Source organism: Aquitalea sp. FG25, assembly GCF_057809375.1.
Genome location: NZ_JBMDJV010000031.1, coordinates 19,187 through 41,396 on the forward strand (window position 1 = coordinate 19,187; position 22,210 = coordinate 41,396).

21 protein-coding genes are annotated in these 22,210 nt (G+C 61.1%); 14 read left to right on the forward strand and 7 right to left on the reverse strand.

All coding sequences use genetic code 11. The features are described 5' to 3' along the window. Positions 1–52 precede the first annotated feature (52 nt). From ACODR9_RS21270 to ACODR9_RS21280, 3 genes are all read right to left on the reverse strand, one after another. Positions 53–1,285: an acyl-CoA dehydrogenase family protein gene (locus ACODR9_RS21270; protein ID WP_488812113.1), complete on the reverse strand. Its 1,233-nt coding sequence runs from the start codon at positions 1,283–1,285 to the stop codon at positions 53–55. Positions 1,286–1,343: 58 nt separating this feature from the next. Then, entirely contained in the window at positions 1,344–2,600 is a 1,257-nt protein-coding gene (locus ACODR9_RS21275; RefSeq protein WP_488812115.1) for an SfnB family sulfur acquisition oxidoreductase, read from the reverse strand. A gap of 155 nt (positions 2,601–2,755) precedes the next feature. Continuing rightward, positions 2,756–3,484: a GntR family transcriptional regulator gene (locus ACODR9_RS21280; protein WP_488812117.1), complete on the reverse strand. Its 729-nt coding sequence runs from the start codon at positions 3,482–3,484 to the stop codon at positions 2,756–2,758. A gap of 212 nt (positions 3,485–3,696) precedes the next feature. Here ACODR9_RS21280 and ssuD point away from each other — a divergent pair, with 212 nt between their 5' ends. The 13 genes from ssuD (at position 3,697) to ACODR9_RS21345 (ending at position 16,949) form a co-directional block, all read left to right on the forward strand. Next, positions 3,697–4,848: an FMNH2-dependent alkanesulfonate monooxygenase gene (gene ssuD, locus ACODR9_RS21285; RefSeq protein ID WP_488812119.1), complete on the forward strand. Its 1,152-nt coding sequence runs from the start codon at positions 3,697–3,699 to the stop codon at positions 4,846–4,848. Continuing rightward, positions 4,845–5,687, forward strand: coding sequence for an amidohydrolase family protein (locus ACODR9_RS21290; protein ID WP_488812121.1), 843 nt, complete (start codon positions 4,845–4,847; stop codon positions 5,685–5,687). Before ssuD ends, ACODR9_RS21290 begins: the two co-directional genes overlap by 4 nt. Positions 5,688–5,724: 37 nt before the next feature. After that, a complete protein-coding gene (locus tag ACODR9_RS21295; protein WP_488812123.1) occupies positions 5,725–6,678 on the forward strand; it encodes a sulfonate ABC transporter substrate-binding protein in 954 nt (317 codons plus the stop codon). A 279-nt stretch (positions 6,679–6,957) separates the two neighbouring features. Then, the gene (gene msuE, locus ACODR9_RS21300) at positions 6,958–7,542 is read left to right on the forward strand and encodes an FMN reductase (RefSeq protein ID WP_488812125.1); all 585 of its coding nucleotides are present in this window, start codon (positions 6,958–6,960) and stop codon (positions 7,540–7,542) included. Between the two features lie 54 nt (positions 7,543–7,596). Beyond that, positions 7,597–8,700 (forward strand): dimethylsulfone monooxygenase SfnG, encoded by a 1,104-nt coding sequence (gene sfnG, locus ACODR9_RS21305; protein ID WP_488812127.1) that lies wholly within the window; start codon positions 7,597–7,599, stop codon positions 8,698–8,700. Between the two features lie 14 nt (positions 8,701–8,714). Then, positions 8,715–9,890 (forward strand): AMP-binding protein, encoded by a 1,176-nt coding sequence (locus ACODR9_RS21310; protein ID WP_488812129.1) that lies wholly within the window; start codon positions 8,715–8,717, stop codon positions 9,888–9,890. 22 nt (positions 9,891–9,912) lie between these two features. Next, positions 9,913–10,695: an ABC transporter ATP-binding protein gene (locus tag ACODR9_RS21315; protein ID WP_488812131.1), complete on the forward strand. Its 783-nt coding sequence runs from the start codon at positions 9,913–9,915 to the stop codon at positions 10,693–10,695. A 96-nt stretch (positions 10,696–10,791) separates the two neighbouring features. After that, complete coding sequence (locus tag ACODR9_RS21320; protein WP_488812133.1) at positions 10,792–11,673, forward strand: branched-chain amino acid ABC transporter permease; 882 nt, start codon at positions 10,792–10,794, stop codon at positions 11,671–11,673. Positions 11,674–11,684: 11 nt separating this feature from the next. Beyond that, positions 11,685–12,752, forward strand: coding sequence for a branched-chain amino acid ABC transporter permease (locus ACODR9_RS21325; protein ID WP_488812135.1), 1,068 nt, complete (start codon positions 11,685–11,687; stop codon positions 12,750–12,752). A 62-nt stretch (positions 12,753–12,814) separates the two neighbouring features. Further along, on the forward strand, positions 12,815–14,149 hold the full coding sequence (locus tag ACODR9_RS21330; protein ID WP_488812137.1) for an ABC transporter substrate-binding protein: 1,335 nt from the start codon (positions 12,815–12,817) through the stop codon (positions 14,147–14,149). A gap of 83 nt (positions 14,150–14,232) precedes the next feature. Further along, positions 14,233–14,988: an ABC transporter ATP-binding protein gene (locus ACODR9_RS21335; RefSeq protein ID WP_488812139.1), complete on the forward strand. Its 756-nt coding sequence runs from the start codon at positions 14,233–14,235 to the stop codon at positions 14,986–14,988. A gap of 123 nt (positions 14,989–15,111) precedes the next feature. Continuing rightward, positions 15,112–16,173: an isopenicillin N synthase family dioxygenase gene (locus ACODR9_RS21340; RefSeq protein ID WP_488812141.1), complete on the forward strand. Its 1,062-nt coding sequence runs from the start codon at positions 15,112–15,114 to the stop codon at positions 16,171–16,173. Next, positions 16,170–16,949, forward strand: a complete 780-nt coding sequence (locus ACODR9_RS21345; protein WP_488812143.1) for a MetQ/NlpA family ABC transporter substrate-binding protein — start codon at positions 16,170–16,172, stop codon at positions 16,947–16,949. The genes ACODR9_RS21340 and ACODR9_RS21345 overlap by 4 nt, the downstream gene beginning before the upstream one ends. A gap of 111 nt (positions 16,950–17,060) precedes the next feature. On the opposite strand, the gene ACODR9_RS21350 is transcribed toward ACODR9_RS21345, so the two are convergent. The 3 genes from ACODR9_RS21350 to ACODR9_RS21360 form a co-directional block, all read right to left on the reverse strand. Further along, complete coding sequence (locus ACODR9_RS21350) at positions 17,061–17,486, reverse strand: cupin domain-containing protein (protein WP_488812145.1); 426 nt, start codon at positions 17,484–17,486, stop codon at positions 17,061–17,063. A 79-nt stretch (positions 17,487–17,565) separates the two neighbouring features. Next, on the reverse strand, positions 17,566–18,354 hold the full coding sequence (locus ACODR9_RS21355; protein WP_488812147.1) for an AraC family transcriptional regulator: 789 nt from the start codon (positions 18,352–18,354) through the stop codon (positions 17,566–17,568). Positions 18,355–18,661: 307 nt separating this feature from the next. Continuing rightward, positions 18,662–19,696, reverse strand: a complete 1,035-nt coding sequence (locus ACODR9_RS21360; protein WP_488812148.1) for an SDR family oxidoreductase — start codon at positions 19,694–19,696, stop codon at positions 18,662–18,664. 124 nt (positions 19,697–19,820) lie between these two features. On the opposite strand from ACODR9_RS21360, the gene ACODR9_RS21365 reads away from it, so the two are divergent. Continuing rightward, entirely contained in the window at positions 19,821–20,237 is a 417-nt protein-coding gene (locus tag ACODR9_RS21365) for a MerR family transcriptional regulator (RefSeq protein WP_488812150.1), read from the forward strand. A gap of 113 nt (positions 20,238–20,350) precedes the next feature. Here the strand turns inward: ACODR9_RS21365 and ACODR9_RS21370 are convergent, their stop codons facing one another. After that, positions 20,351–22,042: a 2-isopropylmalate synthase gene (locus tag ACODR9_RS21370; RefSeq protein ID WP_488812152.1), complete on the reverse strand. Its 1,692-nt coding sequence runs from the start codon at positions 22,040–22,042 to the stop codon at positions 20,351–20,353. Positions 22,043–22,210 lie beyond the last annotated feature (168 nt).

The window sequence follows — 22,210 nt, forward strand, 5'->3', positions numbered from 1 at the left end:
ATACAAAAGGCCCGCAAGCGCGGGCCTTGTCATTTTCCGGTTGGTAAAACCTTCAGGCCTTGCCACGGCCAATCTGCCAGACATAAGGCGGTTCGGTGCCGTTGATGGCCCAGTCACCGGCAATGCGCGCCTTGTAAATCAGCGGATTGTGCGAGGCCACGGTGCGGGCATTGCGCCAGTGGCGGTCCAGCAGCAGTTCGGCGCGGGCCGACGATGCGCCCAGTGCATTGAACAGCTGGGTGGAAGCACGCAATACCAGTTCGGATACCACAATCTGCGCCTTGCCCGATTCCAGCTCAGCGTCGATATTAGCCTGGCGTTCGCGCGCGGCGTCGTTGCCAAAACGGGCTTCATAAGCGCGCTGGGCCGGGTGTGCGGCGCGAATGGCGGTGGCTTCGGCGGCATAGGCCAGGGCGGAGATTTCCCCCACCACCTGCTGGATCTGCGCATCCTGACTAACGCTACTGGCATTGCCGGTGCTGAACACGCGCTTTCTGTCGCGCACTTGCTGCGCCACATCGCGTTCCACCGCCTTGCCGATGCCGGCTAGCACCGCCAGCAATACCAGCTGGTAGAAGGCGGTCTGGTATTTGAAGCGGCTGGCAAAGTCGATCAGGTTTTCCGGCACCACCGTCACGTTGGCAAACACGGTGCTGCCGCTGCCGGTGGTGCGCTGGCCAAAGCCGTCCCAGTCGTCGCTTTGCGTCACGCCGGGGTCGCTGGTGCGGATGGCGGCAATCACGTCCTGATTGCTGCCATCCACTTGGGCATAGACGTCGATCCAGTCAGCAAAAATACTGCCGGTGCTGTAGAACTTGCGGCCATTGAGCAGCAGCTTGTCGCCCTGGCGGCTGACGCGGGTAATCACCTCGCCCACGGCCACTTCGCCGATTTCGGTCCAGGCATTGCCGACAATTTCACCGGCGACAAAGCGCTGGAACCACACTGCGCGTTCCGGGCTTGCCGGGGCATTCAGCCGGTCTTCGACAAAGGCGAAATGGCCGCGCAGCGCTTGCGGCAGGTTGGAATCGGCGGTGGCCAGCTCCACCAGCAGCTGGAACAACTGCGGCAGCGAAGCACCGGCCCCGCCATATTGCTTGGGCACACGCACCGCGCCAAAACCGGCCTGTTTCAGCCAGTTGATCGGCTCATACGGCAGTTTGCGCTCGCGTTCGCGTTGCAGGGCGGTCTGGGCGATTTCGGCAAAGATGGGGCGAAAGCGCTGGGCCAGGGTTTCGTAGTCGGTGCCGGTGGACAGGTCGTCCGGCAGAGTGTGTTGGCTCATGGTTGTTTCCTGTTTGGCGTGATGGCAAACCCGGCAGCGTTCCACTGCCGGTGATGTTTTAGTTCCACGGATGGCGCGGCGGCGCAATGTGGTTCAGGTAGTAGTTGCCGATGTGGAAATACTTCCAGCGCACCGGGTCGTGCAGGGTGTGCACGCGGGCATTGCGCCAGTGGCGGTCCAGGTTATGGGCAATCAGGGTGGCGCGGGTGCCGGCCAGTTCGAACAGCTTGTTGCTGGCCTCGATGGCAATTTCGGTGGTCAGTACCTTGGCTTCGGCGGTGGCGACGGTGGCCAGTGCCACGCTGTTTTCATCCGGCTGGGCCAGGGCGGCGTCGATCAGGCGGCCAGCCTTTTCCAGCAGCGCTTCGGCAGCATGCAGGCGGATTTCCAGCAGGCCGATGGCGGAAACGGTAAACGGGTCGTCGGCGGCTTTGTCCTTGCCGCTGTCCAGCCAGGGGCGGCTTTGCGAGCGGATGAACTCGATGGTGTCGGCCAGCGCGGCGCGGGCAATGCCACCGTCAATAGCGGCCTGAATGATCTGCGATACCGGCCCGGCCACAGTGGGGGTGTCGAAGGCGGCAATCGGCAGCACGCGGCTGGCCGCTACGCGAACCTGTTCAATCTTCACGCCGCCGGAGGCAGTGGTGCGCTGGCCAAAGCTGGACCAGTTGTTGATCACACTCAGCCCCGGCGTGTCGCGGTCGGCAAATACCAGTGCGCCCAGGCCGTCTTCACCCACGGCCACGATGGGCACGATATGGGCCAGCAGCGCGCCGGTGGTGTAGAACTTTTCGCCATTTACCACCGCAGTGTCACCGTCGATGGAGTAGCGGGTTTCAAACGCGGCCACCGTCTTGCTGTTGAGTTCGGAGAAGGCATTGCCAAAGCGGTAGCCCTGCAGCACCAGGCCGAACAGTTCCTGCTTTTGCGCTTCGCTGCCATCCAGCGCGATATGCAGGTTGATGGCCAGATGGTTCTGGGTGATCTGGGCGATGCTGGAGTCGGCTTCGGCGATGATCTTGATCACCTCGGCCAGCGTGGCGTAGGACACGCCTGCACCGCCATAGGCCTTGGGCACGTTGATGCCCCACAGGCCGCTTTGCGAGTAGGCGTCTACCTCGGCCAGCGGCAGCAGGCCTTCACGGTCGCGCAGGGCTGCATCGTGGGCAAAGCGGATGGCCAGCTGACGTGCCACGGCGATGGCTTCGGCATCGTCACGGATGATGTGCGCCGGGGTAACGGGGCGCGGGCGGGCGGCGAAAGGCTCGGGAGAGTTGACACGAACGGCAGCTTGGTCGCTCAGGGAGGTCGTCATCGCGTTTCCTTGTGTAAGTCCGGGTATCCGGGGATGCCACAAGAATGGCAATAAGCGTGCCTGCGAAAATGCCTGGTTTTACCTCGAAAAATGCGGCTTTTTGCTGTAAATCAGCACAACTGTGCTGGCTGGCTGCTGCCAGCGCAGCAGAGGGCTTAGTTGCGCTCCACCCGCAGCTGGTAGCGAAAACGGTCGGCCCGGTAGCGGATGAAGTCCAGCTCCAGCCCGGCACCATCGGCACCACGGGTCATGCGTTGCAGCGCCAGCAAGGGCGCGCCGGGTGCTACGTCCAGCAAGCTGGCTTCTTCTGTGCTGGCCAGCGTGGCTTCTATGCTGAGGTCGGCATGGCCCAGTGGCAGGCCGTAGTCGTTTTCCAGAATGTGAAACACATCACGGCTGGCCAGGTCTTCACGCGCCAGGCGCAAGCCCAGTTCCTGGGTGAAATAACTGATGTCCAGCGACACCGGCAGATTGTCCAGATAGCGCAGGCGGCGCAGCTCCACCATGGGCGTGCCCACGGCCACGCCAAAGGCCTGGGCCACGGTTTCGCTGGCGGGCAAGGTTTGCAGGTTCAGTACCCGGTTGCAGGCGGCATAGCCCTGGCTGTGCATGGCTTCGGCAAAGCCTTGCAGCCGGGTGAGGGTTTGCGCCGGTTTGCTCTTGGCCACATAGCAGCCCTTGCCGGCAATGCGGAACACCATGCCTTCCTGTTCCAGTGCGCCCAGTGCGTGGCGCACGGTAATGCGGCTGACGCCAAAGCTTTCCATCAGCTGTTTTTCCGATGGCAGTTTGTCGTGCTGGCCGTAATGGCCGCTGAGAATCTGGCTGCGCAGGCTTTCGCGGATGCGGGCATGCAGGGCCTGGGGCGTGGCTAATGTGGTCATGGGCGGGCAGGGCTTGATGGGATTGCGCCGAGTATAAAGCCAAACACCGGGCAAGCTGTCATGACAGGTTATGACTTAAAGTGATTTGCTTTGCTGTTTTCCTTGGTTCGTGACGGGCAGGGCGCTGACTAGAATCGGCCCATCACCTTCATGCCACAGCGGCCAGTCCGGTGCGCTGCGGCGTCATGCAATCTGCCAGCAAAGGAAGCAGCATGAGTCTCGACATCTTCTGGTTTCTGCCGACCTCCGGCGATACCCGTTATCTGGGCCAGTCCGGCTCTGGCCGCGCCGTCAGCAACGAATACCTGCGGCAAATTGCCGTGGCTGCGGACAATCTGGGTTACGACGGCATTCTCATCCCCACTGGCAGCGGCTGCCTGGACCCGTGGGTGACGGCTTCCAGCCTGGTGCCGGTCACCAGTCGGCTGAAGCTGTTGGTGGCACTGCGCACCGCGCTGACCAAGCCCACCGCTGCCGCGCGCATGGCTGCCACGCTGGATCAGGCCAGCAATGGCCGCCTGCTGCTGAATGTAGTGGCCGGGGGCGATTCCGCCGAACTGGCCGCCGATGGCATTTTCCTCGATCACGACCAGCGTTACGAGGAAGCCAGCGAATTCCTGCATATCTGGAAGCGCCTGCTGGCCGGTGAAACCGTCAGCTACGCCGGTCAATACCACACGGTGGAAAACGCGCAGAACTTCTTTGAGCCAGTACAGAAACCGGCCCCGCCGCTGTACTTTGGCGGCTCGTCCAATGCCGCGCACGACCTGGCAGCCGAGCATGTGGAAGCCTACCTCACCTGGGGCGAACCCCCGGCTGCCGTGGCCGAAAAAATTGCCGATGTGCGCGCCCGCGCCGCCAAACTGGGCCGTACCGTGCGTTTTGGCGTGCGCCTGCATGTGATTGTGCGCGAAACCACCGAGCAAGCCTGGGCAGCGGCCAATGCGCTGATCAGCCATCTGGATGACGAGGTGATTGCCAAGGTGCAGCAGCGTTTTGCTGCGATGGATTCCGAAGGCCAGCGCCGCATGGCCGCGCTGCACGGCGGCAAGCGCGACCAGTTGGAAGTCAGCCCCAATCTGTGGGCCGGTGTCGGCCTGGTACGTGGCGGTGCCGGTACTGCGCTGGTGGGCGATGCGCAAACAGTAGCCGCAAGGCTGAAGGAATATGCCGACCTGGGCGTGGACAGCTTTGTGCTGTCCGGCTATCCGCATCTGGAAGAAGCCTACCGCTTTGCCGAGCTGGTGTTCCCGCTGTTGCCGGGCAAGCGCTGGGTGTATGGCGACGACCGGGTACAGACCGGCGGCCCGTTTGATGCCAGCACCGTGGTGACGAAAACCGTAGCCGAAACGGAGGCCGCATGAAGGTGATCGACATGCGTTGCAGGCCCGCTTTCCTGCACGACTTCTTTGGTGCCTCGCCCGGCACCCAGGCTTACGAGGCCGCACGCTGGCTCAACCGCCGCGTGGGTTCGCGTGACGACCAGCACTTTGTCTCGTCGCTCACCCAGCAGGGTTTTCTGGATGAAGTGGAAAACGCCGGGCTGAGCCGCGCGGTGGTGGTGGGGCGGCATACGCCGGGCCAGCATCTGCCCAATGACACCATCCATCAGATCGTGCACGGCCACGACAGCCTGCTGGGCATTGCCGGGGTGGACCCGGCCTTGCAGGGCGAGCAAGCGGCGGTGGCCGAGGCCGAGCGCGCCATCCAGCAACTGGGCTTGGCCGGTATTGATATTGAACCGGGCTTTGGTGTACCGGCCCGCCAGCCGGACGATGCGGTGTATTACCCCATCTATGAAACCTGCGCCGCGCTGGGCGTGCCGGTGTTTTTGATGTCCGGCCCCACCACGCCGGACCCGCGTTTCAACGACCCGGCCGGTGTGGCGCGGGTGGCGGCGGATTTCCCGCACTTGCCCATTGTTTGCTACCACGGCTATTGGCCGCGCGTGGCGGAGATTGTCGGCATCGCCTTCCGTCACGAAAACGTGCTGGTGGTGCCGGACATGTACCAGTTTCTGCCCGGCAGCCAGCTGTACATCGAGGCGGCCAACGGCTTCATGGCCGACCAGCTGCTGTTTGGCTCGTCCTATCCTTTCCGGCCGATAGGCCAGTCGATAGACGACCTGCACGGCCTGGGTCTGCGGCCCCATGTGCTGGACAAGGTGCTGTATGGCAATGCTGCCCGCCTGTTCGGCCTGTAAAACCAGACACCCATACTGCAAACAACAAGGAATCGTGATGCAACACTTCAAGCCCACCCGTCGTCGTGTCTTGGGCCTGCTGGCCGCTGCCGGCTTCGCGCTGTCGGCCACTGCGCTGGCCGCAGGCAGCGACACACTGAATATCGGTTATCAGAAATACGGCACGCTGGTGCTGCTGAAGGCGCAGGGCACGCTGGAAAAACGCCTGGCGCCGCTGGGCGTCAAGGTGAAATGGGCGGAATTCCCCGGCGGCCCGCAACTGTTGGAAGCGCTGAACGTGGGCAGCGTGGACCTGGGTACCACCGGTGAAACCCCGCCCATCTTTGCCCAGGCAGCCGGTGCCGACCTGTTGTATCTGGCCAATGAACCGGCTGCGCCGGAAGGCGAGGCCATTGTGGTGGGCAAGGATTCGCCCATCCGCAGTGTGAAGGACCTCAAAGGCAAGCGCGTGGCGCTGAACAAGGGCTCCAATGTTCACTATCTGCTGGTGCGGGCGCTGGAAAAAGCCGGGCTGAAATATGAAGACATCACCCCGGTATTCCTCAACCCGGCTGATGGCCGTGCCGCCTTCCAGCAGGGCAGCGTGGATGCCTGGGTGATCTGGGACCCCTTCCTGGCCGCTGCCGAGAAGCAACTGAATGCCCGCCCGCTGGCGGACGGCAAGGGCATCGTCAACAACACCCAGTTCTACCTGGGGCGTAAGCCTTATGTGGCCAGCAATCCCAAGGTGATCAAGGTGGTGCTGGAAGAGCTGCAACGGCTGGATGCCTGGGGCAAGAGCCATATTCCCGAAGTCTCTGCCGAGCTGTCCGGCCAGATTGGCCTGGACAAGGACATCGTGCAGGTGGCAGCCAAGCGCTCCGGCTATGGCGTCAAGCTGCTGGATGGCAAGGTGGTGGCCGAGCAGCAGCGCATTGCCGATACCTTCTTCAAGCTGAAGCTGATTCCCAAGCCGCTGGTGGTGAGGGACATTGTGTGGAATGGCAAATAAGCTGAAGCAAGTCCATTCCGGCCATCGTCTGTACATGAAAAGCACATCCCATGGGGTGTGCTTTTTGCATTGGAGTTGATGCTGTTTCCATATCAGCAATCCGGCATTGCTTTGCATGGTTTTGCAGCTGCTGCCCAGGCAGCAGCCGGTCAGCATGCTGGTGCGGCAGCAGCAGTTGCCGGTTATGGTTAAATTTGCGCAAGTTATTGATATTAAAGAAAAATAAAGCTGGCACGTTTGCTGCTATGTATCAGGAGAACCCTGATGATGGAGCAAGCCATGAGCCACTCTTTTAATGTTGTTGCCGTATCCGGCAGCCTGCAGCGCCCCTCGCGCACCCTGGCGCTGGTGCAAGCCGTGCTGGCGGAATTGTCCGGCCACCTGCCAGTTGAGGCCCGCGTGATTGAACTGGGCGATCTGGCCCCGCACTACGGTGGCGTCACCCGTCCGGCGGATTTGCCTGACACCGTACGCGAGGCCATTCAGGCGGTGGAGCAGGCTGATCTCTTGATTGTCGCCAGCCCGGTTTACCGCGCCAGCTACACCGGCCTGTTCAAGCATTTCTTTGATTTCGTGCATCACGAAGCGCTGTTCGACCTGCCGGTGCTGCTGGCCGCCACCGGTGGCAGCGAGCGCCATGCGCTGGTGATCGAACATCAACTGCGCCCCTTGTTCAGCTTCTTCCAGGCACAAACCCTGCCGCTGGGTATCTATGCCGCCGAGGCCGACTTCAGCGACTACCAGGTCAGCGACAGCGCCTTGCAGGCTCGCATCCGCCTGGCGGTGGAACGTGCCTTGCCGCTGATCAGCCACCGCCAGCCGGTGATTGCCAGCGCAGATGCTGCCGTCGCTTCCCCTGTTTGAATCCAGCCCGCATTGCCCACTTAACCATTACCTGCATCTACACGGAGAAATCACATGAGCCAAGCACAAAACGCCATCAAGTTTGCCTACTGGGTACCCAATGTCAGCGGTGGCCTGGTGGTCAGCAAGATCGAACAGCGCACCAGCTGGGACATCGATTACAACCGCAAACTGGCGCAAATCGCCGAGAAGGCCGGCTTTGAATATGCGCTGTCGCAAATCCGCTTTACCGCCGGTTATGGTGCGGAATACCAGCACGAGTCGGTTTCCTTCAGCCATGCGCTGCTGGCCGCTACCGAAAAACTGCGCGTGATTGCCGCCATTCTGCCCGGCCCGTGGACCCCGGCGGTGCTGGCCAAGCAGATTGCCACCATCGACCACCTCACCGGCGGCCGCGTCGCCGTCAATATTGTTTCCGGCTGGTTCCAGGGCGAATTCACCGCCATTGGCGAACCGTGGCTGGAGCATGACGAACGCTATCGCCGTTCGGAAGAGTTCATCCGTGTGCTCAAGGGCATCTGGACCCAGGACAACTTCAGCTTCAAGGGCGACTTCTACCGCTTCAGCGACTACACCCTGAAGCCGAAACCGCTGCAACAGCCGCACCCGGAAATCTTCCAGGGTGGCAGCTCGCGTGCAGCGCGTGACATGGCTTCGCGTGTGTCCGACTGGTACTTCACCAACGGCAATACGGTAGAGGGCATCAAGGCGCAGGTGGACGACATCCGCGCCAAGGCTGCAGTCAACGGCCATCAGGTCAAGATTGGCGTCAACGCCTTCATCATTGCCCGCGATACCGAAGAAGAAGCCCGCGCCGTGCTGGCCGAGATTCTCGACAAGGCCGATCCGGAGGCAGTCAACGCCTTTGGCGATGCGGTGAAGCAGGCTGGTCAGGCCAGCCCGGAAGGCGAGGGCAACTGGGCCAAGTCCACCTTTGAAGACCTGGTGCAGTACAACGACGGCTTCAAGACCAATCTGATTGGCACCCCGCAGCAAATTGCCGAGCGCATCGTCGCCCTCAAGGCCGTGGGGGTGGACCTGGTGCTGGGCGGCTTCCTGCACTTCCAGGAAGAAGTGGCTTATTTCGGCGAAAAAGTGCTGCCGCTGGTGCGCGAGCTGGAAGCGCGCGCCAAAGCGCACGCAGCCGTGGCCGCCTGACAGGAGCAAGGGTGATGAAGCGACATCAGGAAGCGCCGCAGCCAAGCAGTGCCAGCCTGCCAGTCTGGCTGGCATGGCAGGCCGACCAACAGCCTCAGGCCATTGCCCTGCGCCACAAGCGGCTGGGCATCTGGCAGCAATGGCGCTGGGCTGAGTTACAGCAGCAAGTGGCTGCGCTGGCTGCCGGGCTGGCTGCGCAAGGCTTTGCGGCCGGGCACAGCCTGGTGTTGCTCAGTCACCCGCGCCCCGAAGTACTGCTGCTGAGCCTGGCGGCACAATGGCTGGGCGGGGAGGCGGTAGCGCTGGACCTGCAACAGCCAGCGCGCGACTTGCAGGCCATTCTGCTGCATGTACAGCCGCGCTGGCTGCTGGTGGAGGATGCCGAGGCCCTGCACCGCCTGCCTCCTGACTTTCCTGCCCCCGCGCTATTGCTCTACGCCGAAGGGCGTGGCTTGCAGCAGCGGCTAGGGCCGGGCTGGCTGTCGGTTGCGCAGTTGCAGCAAGCAGGCGCGGCCTTGCCTGCGCCCGCGCTGCTTGCCAGCAATAAGGCGGTGGCCTTCCGCTTCTGGCGGGTGGATGGCCGGGGCGAGCTGCAACAGCAGGCCTTGCAGCATGGCCATTTGCTGCAGGCGGGCAGCCAGCTGTTACAAGCCGAAGGCCTGAGCGCCAATGAAGACGCACTGGCCTCGCGTGCCTTTGCCAGTTCCGCCCAGGTGCGCTACCTGCTGGCGCCGTGGCTGCAAGCCGGTTTCCGGCTGAATTTTCCGGAAAACCTGGCCACCCGCGACAACGACCGCCGCGAGCTGGGGCCCACCCTGGTGGCCGGTACGCGCGAAACCTACAGCCGACTGGAGCAACTGGCACGCAGCCGTCTGCCACCTACCGGCAGCTGGCAACGTGCGCTGGTAGACCGCGTGCTGCAACCGGATGCCGGGCGCTTCTGGCGCTGGGCCGGGCATTACAGCGTGATTCGCCCGCTGCGCGACGTACTGGGTTTCAGCCGAACCCGTGTCCCGCTGCTATTGGGTGCGCCGCTGGCGGAAAACACCCGTCACTTTTTTGCTGTGCTGGGGGTGGAAGTGCGCAACTGGCCGGATAACGCCGAGTGGCAGCAACGGCCTTTGCAAGCCGAAGCGGAAAGCGGCACGCGTCAATGGCTGCAAACCGGAGTGCCACCGCTGCAAGCCTGAATCAGGAAATGGAAACAACACTATGTCCCAGACCGTAGCGCCTTTACTGAGCCTGGCGCACATCTCCCTGAGCTTCAAGGGCGTCAAGGCGGTGACCGACATCGGCTTTGACGTGGCCGAAGGGGAGATCTGCGCACTGATCGGCCCCAATGGCGCAGGCAAGAGTTCCTTGCTCAATGTCATCAATGGTGTGTACCAGCCACAGCAAGGGGAAATCCGTTTTGCCGGGCGCGCCCGCCGCGCCATGCAGCCGCACGAGGCGGCGGTGGCAGGCATTGCCCGCACCTTTCAGAACATTGCGCTGTTCAAGGGTATGAGTGTGCTGGACAACATTCTCACCGGCCGCAACCTGGCCAGCCGCAGCAGCTGGCTGGAGCAGGCCTTCCGTGTAGGCCGTGCGGTGGCCGATGAAGAAGCCCAGCGTGCGGTAGCCGAGGAGGTGATTGCCTTCCTGCGCCTGCAAGCCTGGCGGCATACCCCGGTGGGCCAGCTGCCTTATGGCCTGCAAAAGCGGGTGGAGCTGGGGCGGGCGCTGGCAGCCCGGCCGCGCCTGCTGTTGCTGGATGAACCCATGGCTGGGATGAACCGCGAGGAAAAGCGCGAAATGAGCCAGTTCATCCGCGAGGTCAACCAGGTGTTCGGCACCACCATCGTGCTGATTGAGCACGACATCGGCGTGGTGATGGAGCTGTCCGACCACGTGGTGGTGCTGGACTACGGCCGCAAGATCGGCGATGGCGAGCCCGAAGCGGTGCGTGCGCTGCCGGAGGTGATTGCCGCTTATCTGGGCCAGCAGCGCCACTAAAGCCTGTTTTCTGATCTGTATCCACCTTGTTCCCGCCGGTATTCCCGCGCGGGGCGGGGACCTGTTGCGCCGGTGTTCCGGCAAGGGGGCTGTCTGATGTCGTTTTTCATGGAAGTACTGCTCGGCGGCTTGCTGGCCGGGGTGATGTACTCGCTGGTGGCCATCGGCTTCGTGCTGATTTACAAGGCCAGCGGGGTGTTCAATTTTGCCCAGGGCTCGATGGTGCTGTTTGCCGCGCTCACCTTTGTCAGCCTGCTGGAGCGCGGCCTGCCGTTTTGGTTGGCCTTTGTGCTCAGCCTATTGTCCATGCTGCTGCTGGCGCTGTTGCTGGAGCGGCTGGTGCTGCGCCATCTGGTAAACCGGCCACCCATCACCCTGTTCATGGCCACGCTGGGCCTGAGTTATGTGGTGGAGGGCGTGGCCCAGGCGCTGTGGGGCGCACAGGTACACGGGCTGGACCTGGGCATCGAGGACACACCGCTGGAGCTGGGTGGCCTGATGCTGTCGCGCTTCGACCTGTTTGCCGCCGCTAGCGCCGGGCTGTTGGTGCTGCTGCTGTCCTTGCTGTTCAACAAGACCCGCATCGGCCTGTCGCTGCGTGCCGTGGCGGACGACCAGCTGGCCGCGCTGGCGGTGGGCATCCGCCTGCAACGCATGTGGGTGCTGGTGTGGGCGGTGGCCGGGCTGGTGGGGCTGGTGGCCGGGCTGTTGTGGGGCGCGCGGCTGGGGGTGCAGTTTTCCCTGTCGCTGATCGTGCTCAAGGCCTTGCCGGTGCTGATTATCGGCGGCTTTACCTCGATAGGCGGCGCCATTGTCGGCGGCTTGATTGTGGGTGCCAGCGAAAAACTGGCGGAAGTGTATCTGGGGCCGCTGCTCAGTGGCGGCATTGAAAACTGGTTTCCCTATGTGCTGGCGCTGCTGTTCCTGCTGCTGCGCCCGGCAGGCTTGTTTGGCGAACGCGCCATCGAACGGGTGTAAGGAGAATACGCATGTTTTATCAGGAATCCGGGCAATTCAGCACCCGCTACCGGCAGGATGGCCGCGCACTGCGGTTGTGGCAGCAGCGTGCCGCGCTGTGGGCCTTGCTGCTGCTGGCTTTCGGCCTGTTGCCCTTCATTGGCAACGACTACTGGTTCAGCGCCATTCTGATTCCCTTCCTGGTGTTGTCACTGGCCGGGCTGGGGCTGAACCTGCTTACCGGCTATGCCGGTCAGCTGTCGCTGGGTTCGGCCGCCTTCATGGCGGTGGGGGCGTTTGCCAGCTACAAGCTGCAATTCCTGCTGCCGGGCCTGCCGCTCTTGCTCAGCTTTGTTGCCGGTGGTGTGGTGGCAGCGGCAGTGGGGGTGGTGTTCGGCCTGCCCAGCCTGCGCATCAAGGGCTTTTATCTGCTGGTGTCCACGCTGGCGGCACAGTTTTTTGTCGAATGGCTGCTCACCAAGTTTGCCTGGTTTTCTAACGGTAACGAATCCGGCGTCATCACCGCGCCGCCGCTGCTGGTGGCCGGTCACGATTTTGGCAGCCCGGCCGGGCGTTACCTGCTGACGCTCAGCGTGGTGCTGCCGCTGTTTGTGCTGGCGGCCAATCTGGTACGCAGCAGCCTGGGCCGCAACTGGATGGCAGTGCGCGACATGGATACCGCTGCTGCTGTCATCGGCATCCCCATCCTGCGCACCAAACTGCTGGCCTTTGCCATCAGCTCTTTCATCCTGGGGGGGGCCGGCTCCCTGTGGGCGTTTACCTATCTGGGCACGGTGGAGCCACATGGCTTTGATCTCAGCCGGTCGTTCCAGGTGCTGTTCATCATCATCCTGGGCGGCATGGGCAGCATTCTGGGCAATTTCCTTGGCGCGGCCTTCATCGTGCTGCTGCCCATCGTGCTGTCCATCCTGTCCGGCAGCTTGCTCAGCGGGGTGCTGCCCGCCGGCCAGCTGGAGAATCTGCAAAAAATCATCTTTGGCGTGCTGATCATCCTGTTCCTGATCAAGGAGCCGGACGGTCTGGCGCGGCTGTGGCAAGGCTGGCGCGCGCGCGCCCGGCTGTGGCCACTGCGTTTCTGAGCGTTTTTGTCTTGTTGTTTCCGTTAGCAGTTTCGTCTATTGAACCAGGGAGTTTACCCATAATGAAAAATCATCTGCACACACTGAAAGGGGCGGTCGTACTGGCATTGGGCCTGGCGGCAGCATCGGCCACGGCACAGGCGGCGTCTGAACAGTATTTCCCGCTGCAAAGCTACCGCGTGGGGCCATATGCGGCTGGCGGTACCGGTTTTTTTGGCGGCTTCATTGATTACCTGCAGTACGTGAATATCAAGGAAGGCGGCGTCAACGGCGTCAAGCTGACCTGGAGTGAGTGCGAAACCGAATACGTGGTTGAGAAGGGCGTGGAATGCTACGAGCGGCTGAAAAAAGGCCTGAACGGCGCACCGGCTGCCGCCACCAACCCGCTGTCGGTGGGCATTGCCTATGCCACGCTGGAGCGCTCCACCGCCGACAAGCTGCCGCTGATCACCATCAACCACGGCCGTACCGACTCCACCGACGGCAGCGTGTTTCCTTATGTGTTCCCGCTGCAGCTGAATCCGTATTCCGAGGTGTCGGCCATCATCAACTACATCGGCCAGAAATCCGGCGGCCTTGCCAAGCTCAAGGGCAAGAAGATTGCCGTGCTCTACCACGGCTCGCCCTATGGCAAGGAAACCAATCCCATCCTGGAACTGCTGTCGAAGAAATACGGCTTCCAGCTGGTGTCGCTGGAAGTGCCGCATCCGGGTAACGAGCAGCAGTCGCAGTGGCTGACCATCCGCCAGCAAAAACCGGACTGGGTGATTCTGCGCGGCTGGGGGGTGATGAACCCGGTGGCACTGAAAACCGCCCAGAAAACCGGTTATCCGGCTGACCACATCATCGGCAATATCTGGAGCAATTCGGAAGAAGACGCCGCCCCGGCCGGTGCCGCCGCCAAGGGTTTCATCTCCATCACCACCCATCCGTCCGGCACCCAGTTCCCGGTGCTGCAAGGCATCAAGAAAACCGTGCTGGATGCCGGCAAGGGCAATCTGGCCGACGCCAAGCGCTTTGGCACGGTGTATTACAACCTGGGCGTGGTCAACGGCATTCTGAACGTGGAAGCCGTGCGCCTGGCGCAGGCCAGGTTCGGCAAGAAACCGCTGACCGGCGAGCAAGTGCGCTGGGGCTTCGAGCACCTGCACTTTGACGACAAGCGGCTGAAGGAAGTGGGCGCGCTGGGGCTGTTGCAACCCTTGCAACTGAGTTGCGCCGACCACGAAGGCGGCGGCGCGGTGCGCTTCCAGCAGTGGGACGGCCAGCAGTGGAAGGTGATTTCGCCGTGGGTACAGGCTGATCGCAAGCTGCTGCGTCCCATCATCGAGAATTCCTCGCACAAGTACGCCAAGGAAAAGGGCATTACCCCGCGCGATTGCAGCAAGGAATCGTGATGGCCTGAGCCCGTTCACGCCCGGTGCGGCTTGCTGCGCCGGGTTTTTATCACCCGGTTTTTGACGGATTGCGGAGTTGAATCATGAGCCAGCCCTTACTACAGGTGGAAGGTATTCAGGTGGTGTACAACCAGGCCATTCTGGCCGTGGGCAGTGTTTCCTTGCAGGTGGATGAGGGGCAGATCGTGGCCTTGCTGGGTGCCAATGGGGCAGGCAAGAGCAGCACGCTCAAGGCCATTGCCGGGCTGGTAACCGCCGAGCGCGGCTGCCTGCAGCAAGGGCGCATTGTCTATGCCGGGCAGGATGTCAGCCACACCGCCCCGCATGAACTGGTGCAGCGCGGGCTGGTGCAGGTGCTGGAAGGACGGCATTGCTTTGCCCACCTGAGCGTGGAAGAGAACCTGCTGACCGCTGCCTTTGTGCGCAAACCCAGCCGCGCGGCCTTGCAGCAGGATCTGGAACGCATCTACCAGTATTTCCCGCGTCTGAAAGAACGCCGCCGCGCGCAGGCGGGCTATACCTCGGGTGGCGAGCAGCAGATGGTGGCCATTGGCCGTGCCCTGATGGCCGCGCCACGGCTGGTGTTGCTGGATGAGCCTTCCATGGGTTTGGCCCCGAAAATCGTCGAGGAAATTTTCGATATCCTGCAAGTGCTGAACCGGCAGGAAGGGGTGAGCTTTTTGCTGGCCGAGCAGAACGCCAACCTGGCCTTGCATTACAGCCATCAGGCTTATCTGCTGGAAAACGGCCATGTGGCACTGTCGGGTAGCTCGGCCGAGCTGGCCGCGCGTGAAGACGTACACCAGTTCTATCTGGGTGGCAGTGTCGAGGCAGCCTGAGGGCTGTTTCGCTGCAGTCATGGGTTTGATATTCAAATCAGTTTTTCTTGGTTCGCACTGCCATTGGCATGACATATCGTGAAGCTTCCCGGCACCCCGGTGGTGCTGCTTTACGGAGTTGTCATGCCAAGCCCTCTTGCCTTGCCCGTCATCGATTTCAGCCTGCTGGATGGCTGCGCCGAACAACGTCAGCAACTGCTGCAAAAACTGCGTGGCGCGGCACGTGATCACGGTTTCTTTTATCTGGTCGGCCATGGTATTGCCGCTGACAAAGTGACGGCACTGCGTCGGGCATCACGCGCATTTTTTGCCCTGTCTGAAGCCGCCAAGCTGGCCATCGACATGGAAAACTCGCCGCATTTTCGTGGCTATACCCGTGCTGGAGAAGAACGCACTCGCGGCGCTGCCGACTGGCGCGAACAACTGGATATCGGTGCCGAGCGCCCCCCGCGCCCGGACCTGGCAGCACAGGACCCGTGGTGGCGTCTGCAAGGCCCCAATCAATGGCCGACAGCCTTGCCGCAACTCAAGCCGGTGCTGCTGGACTGGCAGCAGGAAACCACCCGCCTTTCCATCCGCCTGTTGCGTGCCTTTGCCGAAGCCCTGCAGCAGCCGGTCGACATTTTCGACGATGCTTTTGTCGAAGCCCCGGTTGAGCATCTGAAAATCATCCGTTATCCGGGCAGCCGGCAAGGCGCAGCCGGGCAGGGCGTGGGGCCGCACAAGGACGGCGGCTTCCTTACCCTGTTGCTGCAAGACGATAGCCAGGACGGCCTGCAAGTGGAAACCGAGCAGGGCTGGATTGATGCGCCGTCATTGCCGGGCAGCTTCATCGTCAATATCGGTGAATCGCTGGAAATGGCATCCGATGGGTATTTGCGGGCTAATGTGCATCGCGTGCTGAGTCCGCCGACAGGCAAGGACCGCTTGTCCGTGGCCTTTTTCCTCGGCCCGCGACTGGATGCCACCATTCCGCTGCTGCAACTGCCGGCACAGCTGGCTGCCGAAGCGCGTGGCCCGGAGGCCGACCCGGACAACCCGCTGTTTTACCGTGTGGGTGACAACTATCTCAAAGGGCGGCTGCGCTCCCATCCCAAAGTGGCCGTCCGACACCATGCCGACCTGCTTTCCCCGCAAGCATTGCAGGCCGCTTCCCTTTCTACTTCCGCAGGAGAATACGCATGAAACGCGCAAGCCTCTGGCTGGCCTTGTTTGGCCTGGCCGCCAGCCTCACCGCCCACGCCGAAGTACTTACCATCGGTGCCGAAGCGGTACCGCATGCCGAGATTCTGGAACATGTGAAACCGGCGCTGGCCAAACAGGGCATTGAGTTGAAAGTGAAAGTGTTCAGCAATGGCCTGCAGGAAAACCTGGCGGTGGCCGGCAAGGAAATCGATGCCAATTACTTCCAGCACCAACCCTTTCTGGATAGCTTCAACAAGTCCAAAGGCACCCGGCTGGTAAGCGTGGCGGCCATTCACGTGGAGCCTTTCGGCGCGTACTCGCACAAGTATCACAAGGCCAGCGAGCTGCCGGACGGTGCCACCATTGCCATTCCCAACGACCCGTCCAATACCGGCCGCGCCTTGTTGCTGCTGCACAAGCAAGGGCTGATCAGCCTGAAGGACCCGGCCAACATCCTGTCCGGCGTGCGTGACATCAGCAGCAACCCCCACCATTTCAAGATCAAGGAACTGGAAGCCGCCACCCTGCCACGCGTGCTGGACCAGGTGGACATTGCGCTGATCAATACCAACTACGCGTTGCAAGGCGGGCTGAAACCCAAGCGTGATGCGCTGTTTAGCGAAGGCCGCCAGTCGCCTTACGCCAATATCATCGTCGCGCGCGAGGACAACCGCAGCAGCCCGGCGCTGAAAAAGCTGGTGGCGGCGCTGTCCACCGATGAAGTGCGCCAGTTCATCGACCAGCGTTATCAGGGCGCGGTGGTGCCGGTGTTCTGACACTGTGCAGCGGCGCGATACCGGCAGATGCAACAAAGGCGTCCCCCTTACAGCGGACGCCTTTGTGTTGCTGACTGGCAGCGCAGGGTTTTACCAGTTATCCGGCGGGCCTTAAATCCATTGGTCGTTCTTGGCAGTGCGTTCGTTTATTGCGCCATCTCCGGTGTTCACCACGCCACGCGGCTCGATCAGCAGCAGTTTGACTTCGGCGTGCGCACTGGGCTTGTGTTCAACACCTTTCGGCACGACGGCCATCTGACCGGCGCGCAGTATTATCGCGTCGTTACCTGATGGCCCGCCTCTAAAATCGATACGTAACTCGCCGTCCAGCACAATAAAGGTTTCGTCCGTATCACAGTGATGATGCCAGACGAATTCCCCTTCAAGCTTGACGACTTTGAATTGGTAATCGCTCATTTCCGCGACGACGCGCGGTTGCCAGTAACCGTCAATCAGCGCGATCTTGCCAGCCAGGTCGATGGCCTCGCATTGGCCGCGCGCGGCGGGCGCAGTGTGGAAATCTGTTGATGTGGACATCGTTCTCTCCGTTCGGGTGTGGATGCACCGAGAATACTCAGCCGCCGGAACACCGTATTGAATGATCGTGGCTGAGAATTCAATCGCGGGACACATTAGCCATGATCTGGAGCCAACGTCCTGGCGTGAAGCCGAAGGTCTTCAGAAAATGTCGAGTCATGTGGCTTTGATCGGCGAAGCCCACGTCGGTTGCCGCTCCTGCGAGCGAGCTGCCTGAGAGCAGTAGGCCACGCACGGCGTCAAGGCGTCGCATTGTGAGATAACGATACGGACTCGTGCCGTAGAAGGTGCGGAAATCGTGCGAGAGGCTCCAGCGGTCGCGGCCTATCGCGGCTTCCAGCTCTTCGAGCGTGACGACTCGCGTGAAGTTTGCCTGTAGATAGTCGCGCGCCCGGCTCGCCGCAAGATAATCGCCTTTCCCTCGTGCACGTGGCATGCCTGCGGCGGCGGCCAGCGCATGCGCGAGTTCGGCCAGCGCGTCGCTCTGTTCAAGCGGCTCGATTGTGTGGCCGACGTGTTGCAACAAGGCTTCGGTTGCCACCGCAATGCGCGGATCGGCCGTGACGCCACCTTCGAGAAAGGGCAGCGCACGGCCACCCAGTACGTCCTGAAAGAGCACGGGTTCCACGTAGATCATTCGGTAGCGGAAGCCTTCGCACGTACCGGCCTGGCCGTCGTGTGCTTCATCAGGATGGAGCACCATGGTATTGCCTGGCAGGCTGTTGCGCCGGCTGCGCCGATAGTTGAAGCTCTGCACGCCCGCCAGCGTGCGGCCAATCGCATAGGTATCGTGGCGATGCATGGCATACGCTTTGCCCTGAAACCAGGCTTCGATGCGCTCGATGCCTTCGATCGGCTTTGCGTGCATCACCCAGTCCGGGCGTGTGGATGCTGATTTCTGGGGCATGTCGAGTCGCAAAAGAGAGGGGGGAATTCGCATTGGCGCAACGCGTCCGCGTCTGTTCTATAGCTTGCCATATGAGCGTGCTTCACGCAGCGCTGGCGTCAGCGGCCCCGCCGCCCTGTGCGTTGACAAGATGGAAAGCGCTTGCTCAAGCAGAAGGGACGTTCATCTCCTTGCTGTCACGGCCTGCTCTGGGTGGAAAGCGGGCGCCTATCCCATTTGATACGATCAACGACGCGCATTGACCAAGCGGTGAGTAGTTTGCAAGCTGCTACACATCCCCTCGCATGGCTCTTTGTTGGGTCCACCTGACTTCGTCTGTCAACGTTTCTTCCAGGGTTCTGAAGCCCAGGCCGAACCGCCTGCCGATTTTTTCCGCTGAGAATTTTCTGCCGTAGTCGTTTGCCATGTTGTTTACCATGGCCAGGCTGAGTAATACCGGCTTACCACTTAGTCGAGCATAGACTTCCTGCAAAAATGCGATGACATACAACAGCGTGCGCGGCAGTTTGCGACGTGGGGCGGCTACACCACTGACAACTTCCATGGTCTGCAACAGGCGGGCCATGCTGACGGGGTGGCCCGCAGCCAAATAGCGCTCGCCCCGTTCCCCAGTTTTGCTGGATGCCAAAGCGACTTGCGCCACATCGCGGGCATCCACCACCGAGAACGCCGCATCGACCACGCCCGGAATTTTTTGCTGCAGATAATCTTCTACAAACTGTCCGGCTGAAGTGGGGCCAAGATCGCCCGGCCCATGCATCCAGCCCGGCAAGACAAGAGAAATATGCATGTCAGGATGGCGGTCGAGAAAAGCGAATATCACCGCGTCGGTTTCAATCTTGCTACGGTAATAGTCATCCGGAGCCTCCTCGATTGCCAGCACCATGCTCTCGTCGGTCAATCCAGCATCATTGCGGCCCAATACGGCAATGGAGCTAATGTGGACCATGCGGCGAATGCCGGCTGCGTATGCCTCGCTAAGCAGGCTTTGCGTGCCTTCCACGTTGGTCTTGTGCAGGGCGGCCTGATGGCGGCCACCTTTGTAGCTTTCACGGAAGTACGCTGCGGTATGAAACATAAGGTCACAGCCCTGCAATGCCGCTGCGAATCCCTCGACATGCGTGAGATCGCCCGGTACCACCTCCAAACGGTTGCCTATTAGCGCCCCGAACTGCGCCTTGGCTTTCTGTTCGGATCTGGCTAAGGCTTTGACCCGATAGCCTTCTGCCAGTAGTAAACGAACCAGATTATTACCTAGCAATCCGGTAGCTCCGGTGACAAATGCGATTTTTTCTTGCGTCATGTTTTTCCCTGATCGTCAGCCCATGAGGGGTGTTGCGGATGTCAGCCAAGGCTGTTGGAAAGAACACTGTAAACATTGGTGTATAGTCCAAGGTCAAGACTAAATTCATCGGGAGAGTTTGATCGTGCGGATCGGAGAGTTGGCCGAACAGACAGGGATGACGCGAGATGCAATTCGGTTCTACGAGCGGATAGGCCTTATCAGGTCCGAACGCGGACCAGAAGGTCGCCACGGCTACCGCCGTTACGATGCGTCGACTGTGCGACGCCTGGGCCTGATCAAGCAGGCCAAGGCTTTGGGGTTTTCGCTGGGAGAAATCCAGGAGCTGTTGGACGCATGGGCCAATCACAGCTTCAGGCCGGAGCAGAAGCGCGCCATTCTTGTTGACAAGATTGGTGTGGTCGATCGAAAAATCCGGGAACTGCAGGCGCTTTCAAGCGAACTCAAGTTGGCGCTCGCCGGGATTCGTGATGCGTGTGAATCAACAGGCAGCATGGTGGTGAACGATATAACAGCCACCGCGCCCAGCGCAGGGCCGTGATAGCACGTGGTTTGATTGCCCGACGCGGAAGGATCGCTTAGGCCGACCTGCCGGGATACCAGCCAGGTCGGCGACTTCGCTAGGCACAAATAATCGGCCACTACCAAAGTGGCTCACTCGTTCAAGAGCGCGGCTCTTTCTTCGGCTACTTTTGAACATCGGGCCACCGCACTCAGTACTGCAAGCACTGACGCGGTGATGATGTTCGGATGCATGCCAACGCCAAAGCGGGAGCCTGCTACCCCTGGCCATGCTATTTCCACGATGGCAACTGCCGACGCATCGGCACCTGCGCCTAGGCTTCGCTCTTCGTAGTGGTCGATCCGCAGCGGCAAACCAAGGGCTGCGACAGTTGCGGCAATGGGCCCATTGCCAACACCCTGGCGGGTATACACGCTGCCCTCCGGGGATACCAGTTCCAGCTCAATGCCCTGGCCTTCGGGGGTGTCAAACAAGCGATGATGCCGATAGCTGGCGCAATCGGCCCCAGTACCCGGTGCCAGATAAGTTTCCGCGAACACGGTCCAGATCTGCTCACTGGTCAACTCGGTTTCATTTGTATCTGCCAGCGCTTGCACAATGGTGCTGAATTCAATCTGCATGCGACGCGGCATGACCACGCCATGATCACGCTGCAGCAGAAAGGCAATTCCGCCTTTGCCTGACTGGCTGTTGACGCGCACGATGCTATCGTAAGTGCGCCCCAGGTCGTGCGGATCAATTGGCAGATACGGAACGCGCCAAAGTCCGTCAGGCTCCTGCGCGGCAAGGCCCTTGGCAATAGCATCCTGATGTGACCCGGAAAAGGCGGTAAATACCAGGTCCCCGACATAGGGGTGGCGCGGATGAATTGGCAAGGCGGTGGACGCCTCAACAATACGGGCGACCGCCGCAATATCGGAAAAATCCAGGCCGGGTGCGACGCCCTGCGTGTAGAGATTGAGTGCCAAGGTCACGATGTCGAGATTGCCGCTACGTTCACCATTGCCAAACAGGCAACCCTCAACCCGCTGTGCCCCCGCCAGCATTGCCAGTTCGGCACAGGCGATACCGGTTCCACGGTCGTTATGCGGGTGCACGGACAGCACGATATGCTCACGTCGCTCCAGACGCTGATGCATCCACTCAATCTGGTCGGCGAAAACATTGGGTGTTGAAACTTCTACCGTGGTGGGGAGATTGATGATCATGGGGCGCTGCGGGCCTGCATCCCAAGCCCGGATAGCGGCATTGCATACGGCCAGTGATACGTCCAGTTCTGCCATGCAGAAGGTTTCGGGGGAGTACTGGAGTACCCATTCCGTTTGCGGATAGTCAGCGATCAGCTTTTTGAACAAGGCAATATGGTGTTCGACCATGGCAATGATCTGTGGCACATCCATGCCAAACACGATCTCACGCCAGGCCGGTGCGATGGCATTGTAAAAGTGCACGATCACGCGGCGTGCGCCCTGCACGCTGCGCACGGTTTCTGTGATCAGGTCTTCACGCAATTGCGTCATCACCATGGGGGTGACGTCTTCCGGTATCTGTTCGGTATCAATCAGGTGACGGATTACGTCGTAATCGGTACGGGATGCGGCGGGGAAGCCTACCTCGATTTCTTTGAAACCGATGCGGAGCAGCTCCTGAAACAAGCGCAGCTTGCGCGCAAGATTCATCGGCTCAAACAGGGCCTGATTGCCATCGCGTAAATCAGTAGAAAGCCAGATGGGCGCCTGGGACTGCACACAGGATGGCCACTGCCGATCCGGCATGTCGATACCAGGAAAGGCATGATATTTGGTAGAAGGATTTGCCAGCATGAAAACCTCAACAATGGAATTGGAAACACCTGATTCCCCTGCTGATAGCAAGCTGGCCTAGGTCGGGGTCAGGGGGAATCAGGATGGGTCATGACGCAGACAAGTGCGTCCGGACCCCGACCGGGTGTCAGACGTAGTAGCAGTAGCGAAATAGCTAAGAAGGCAGGC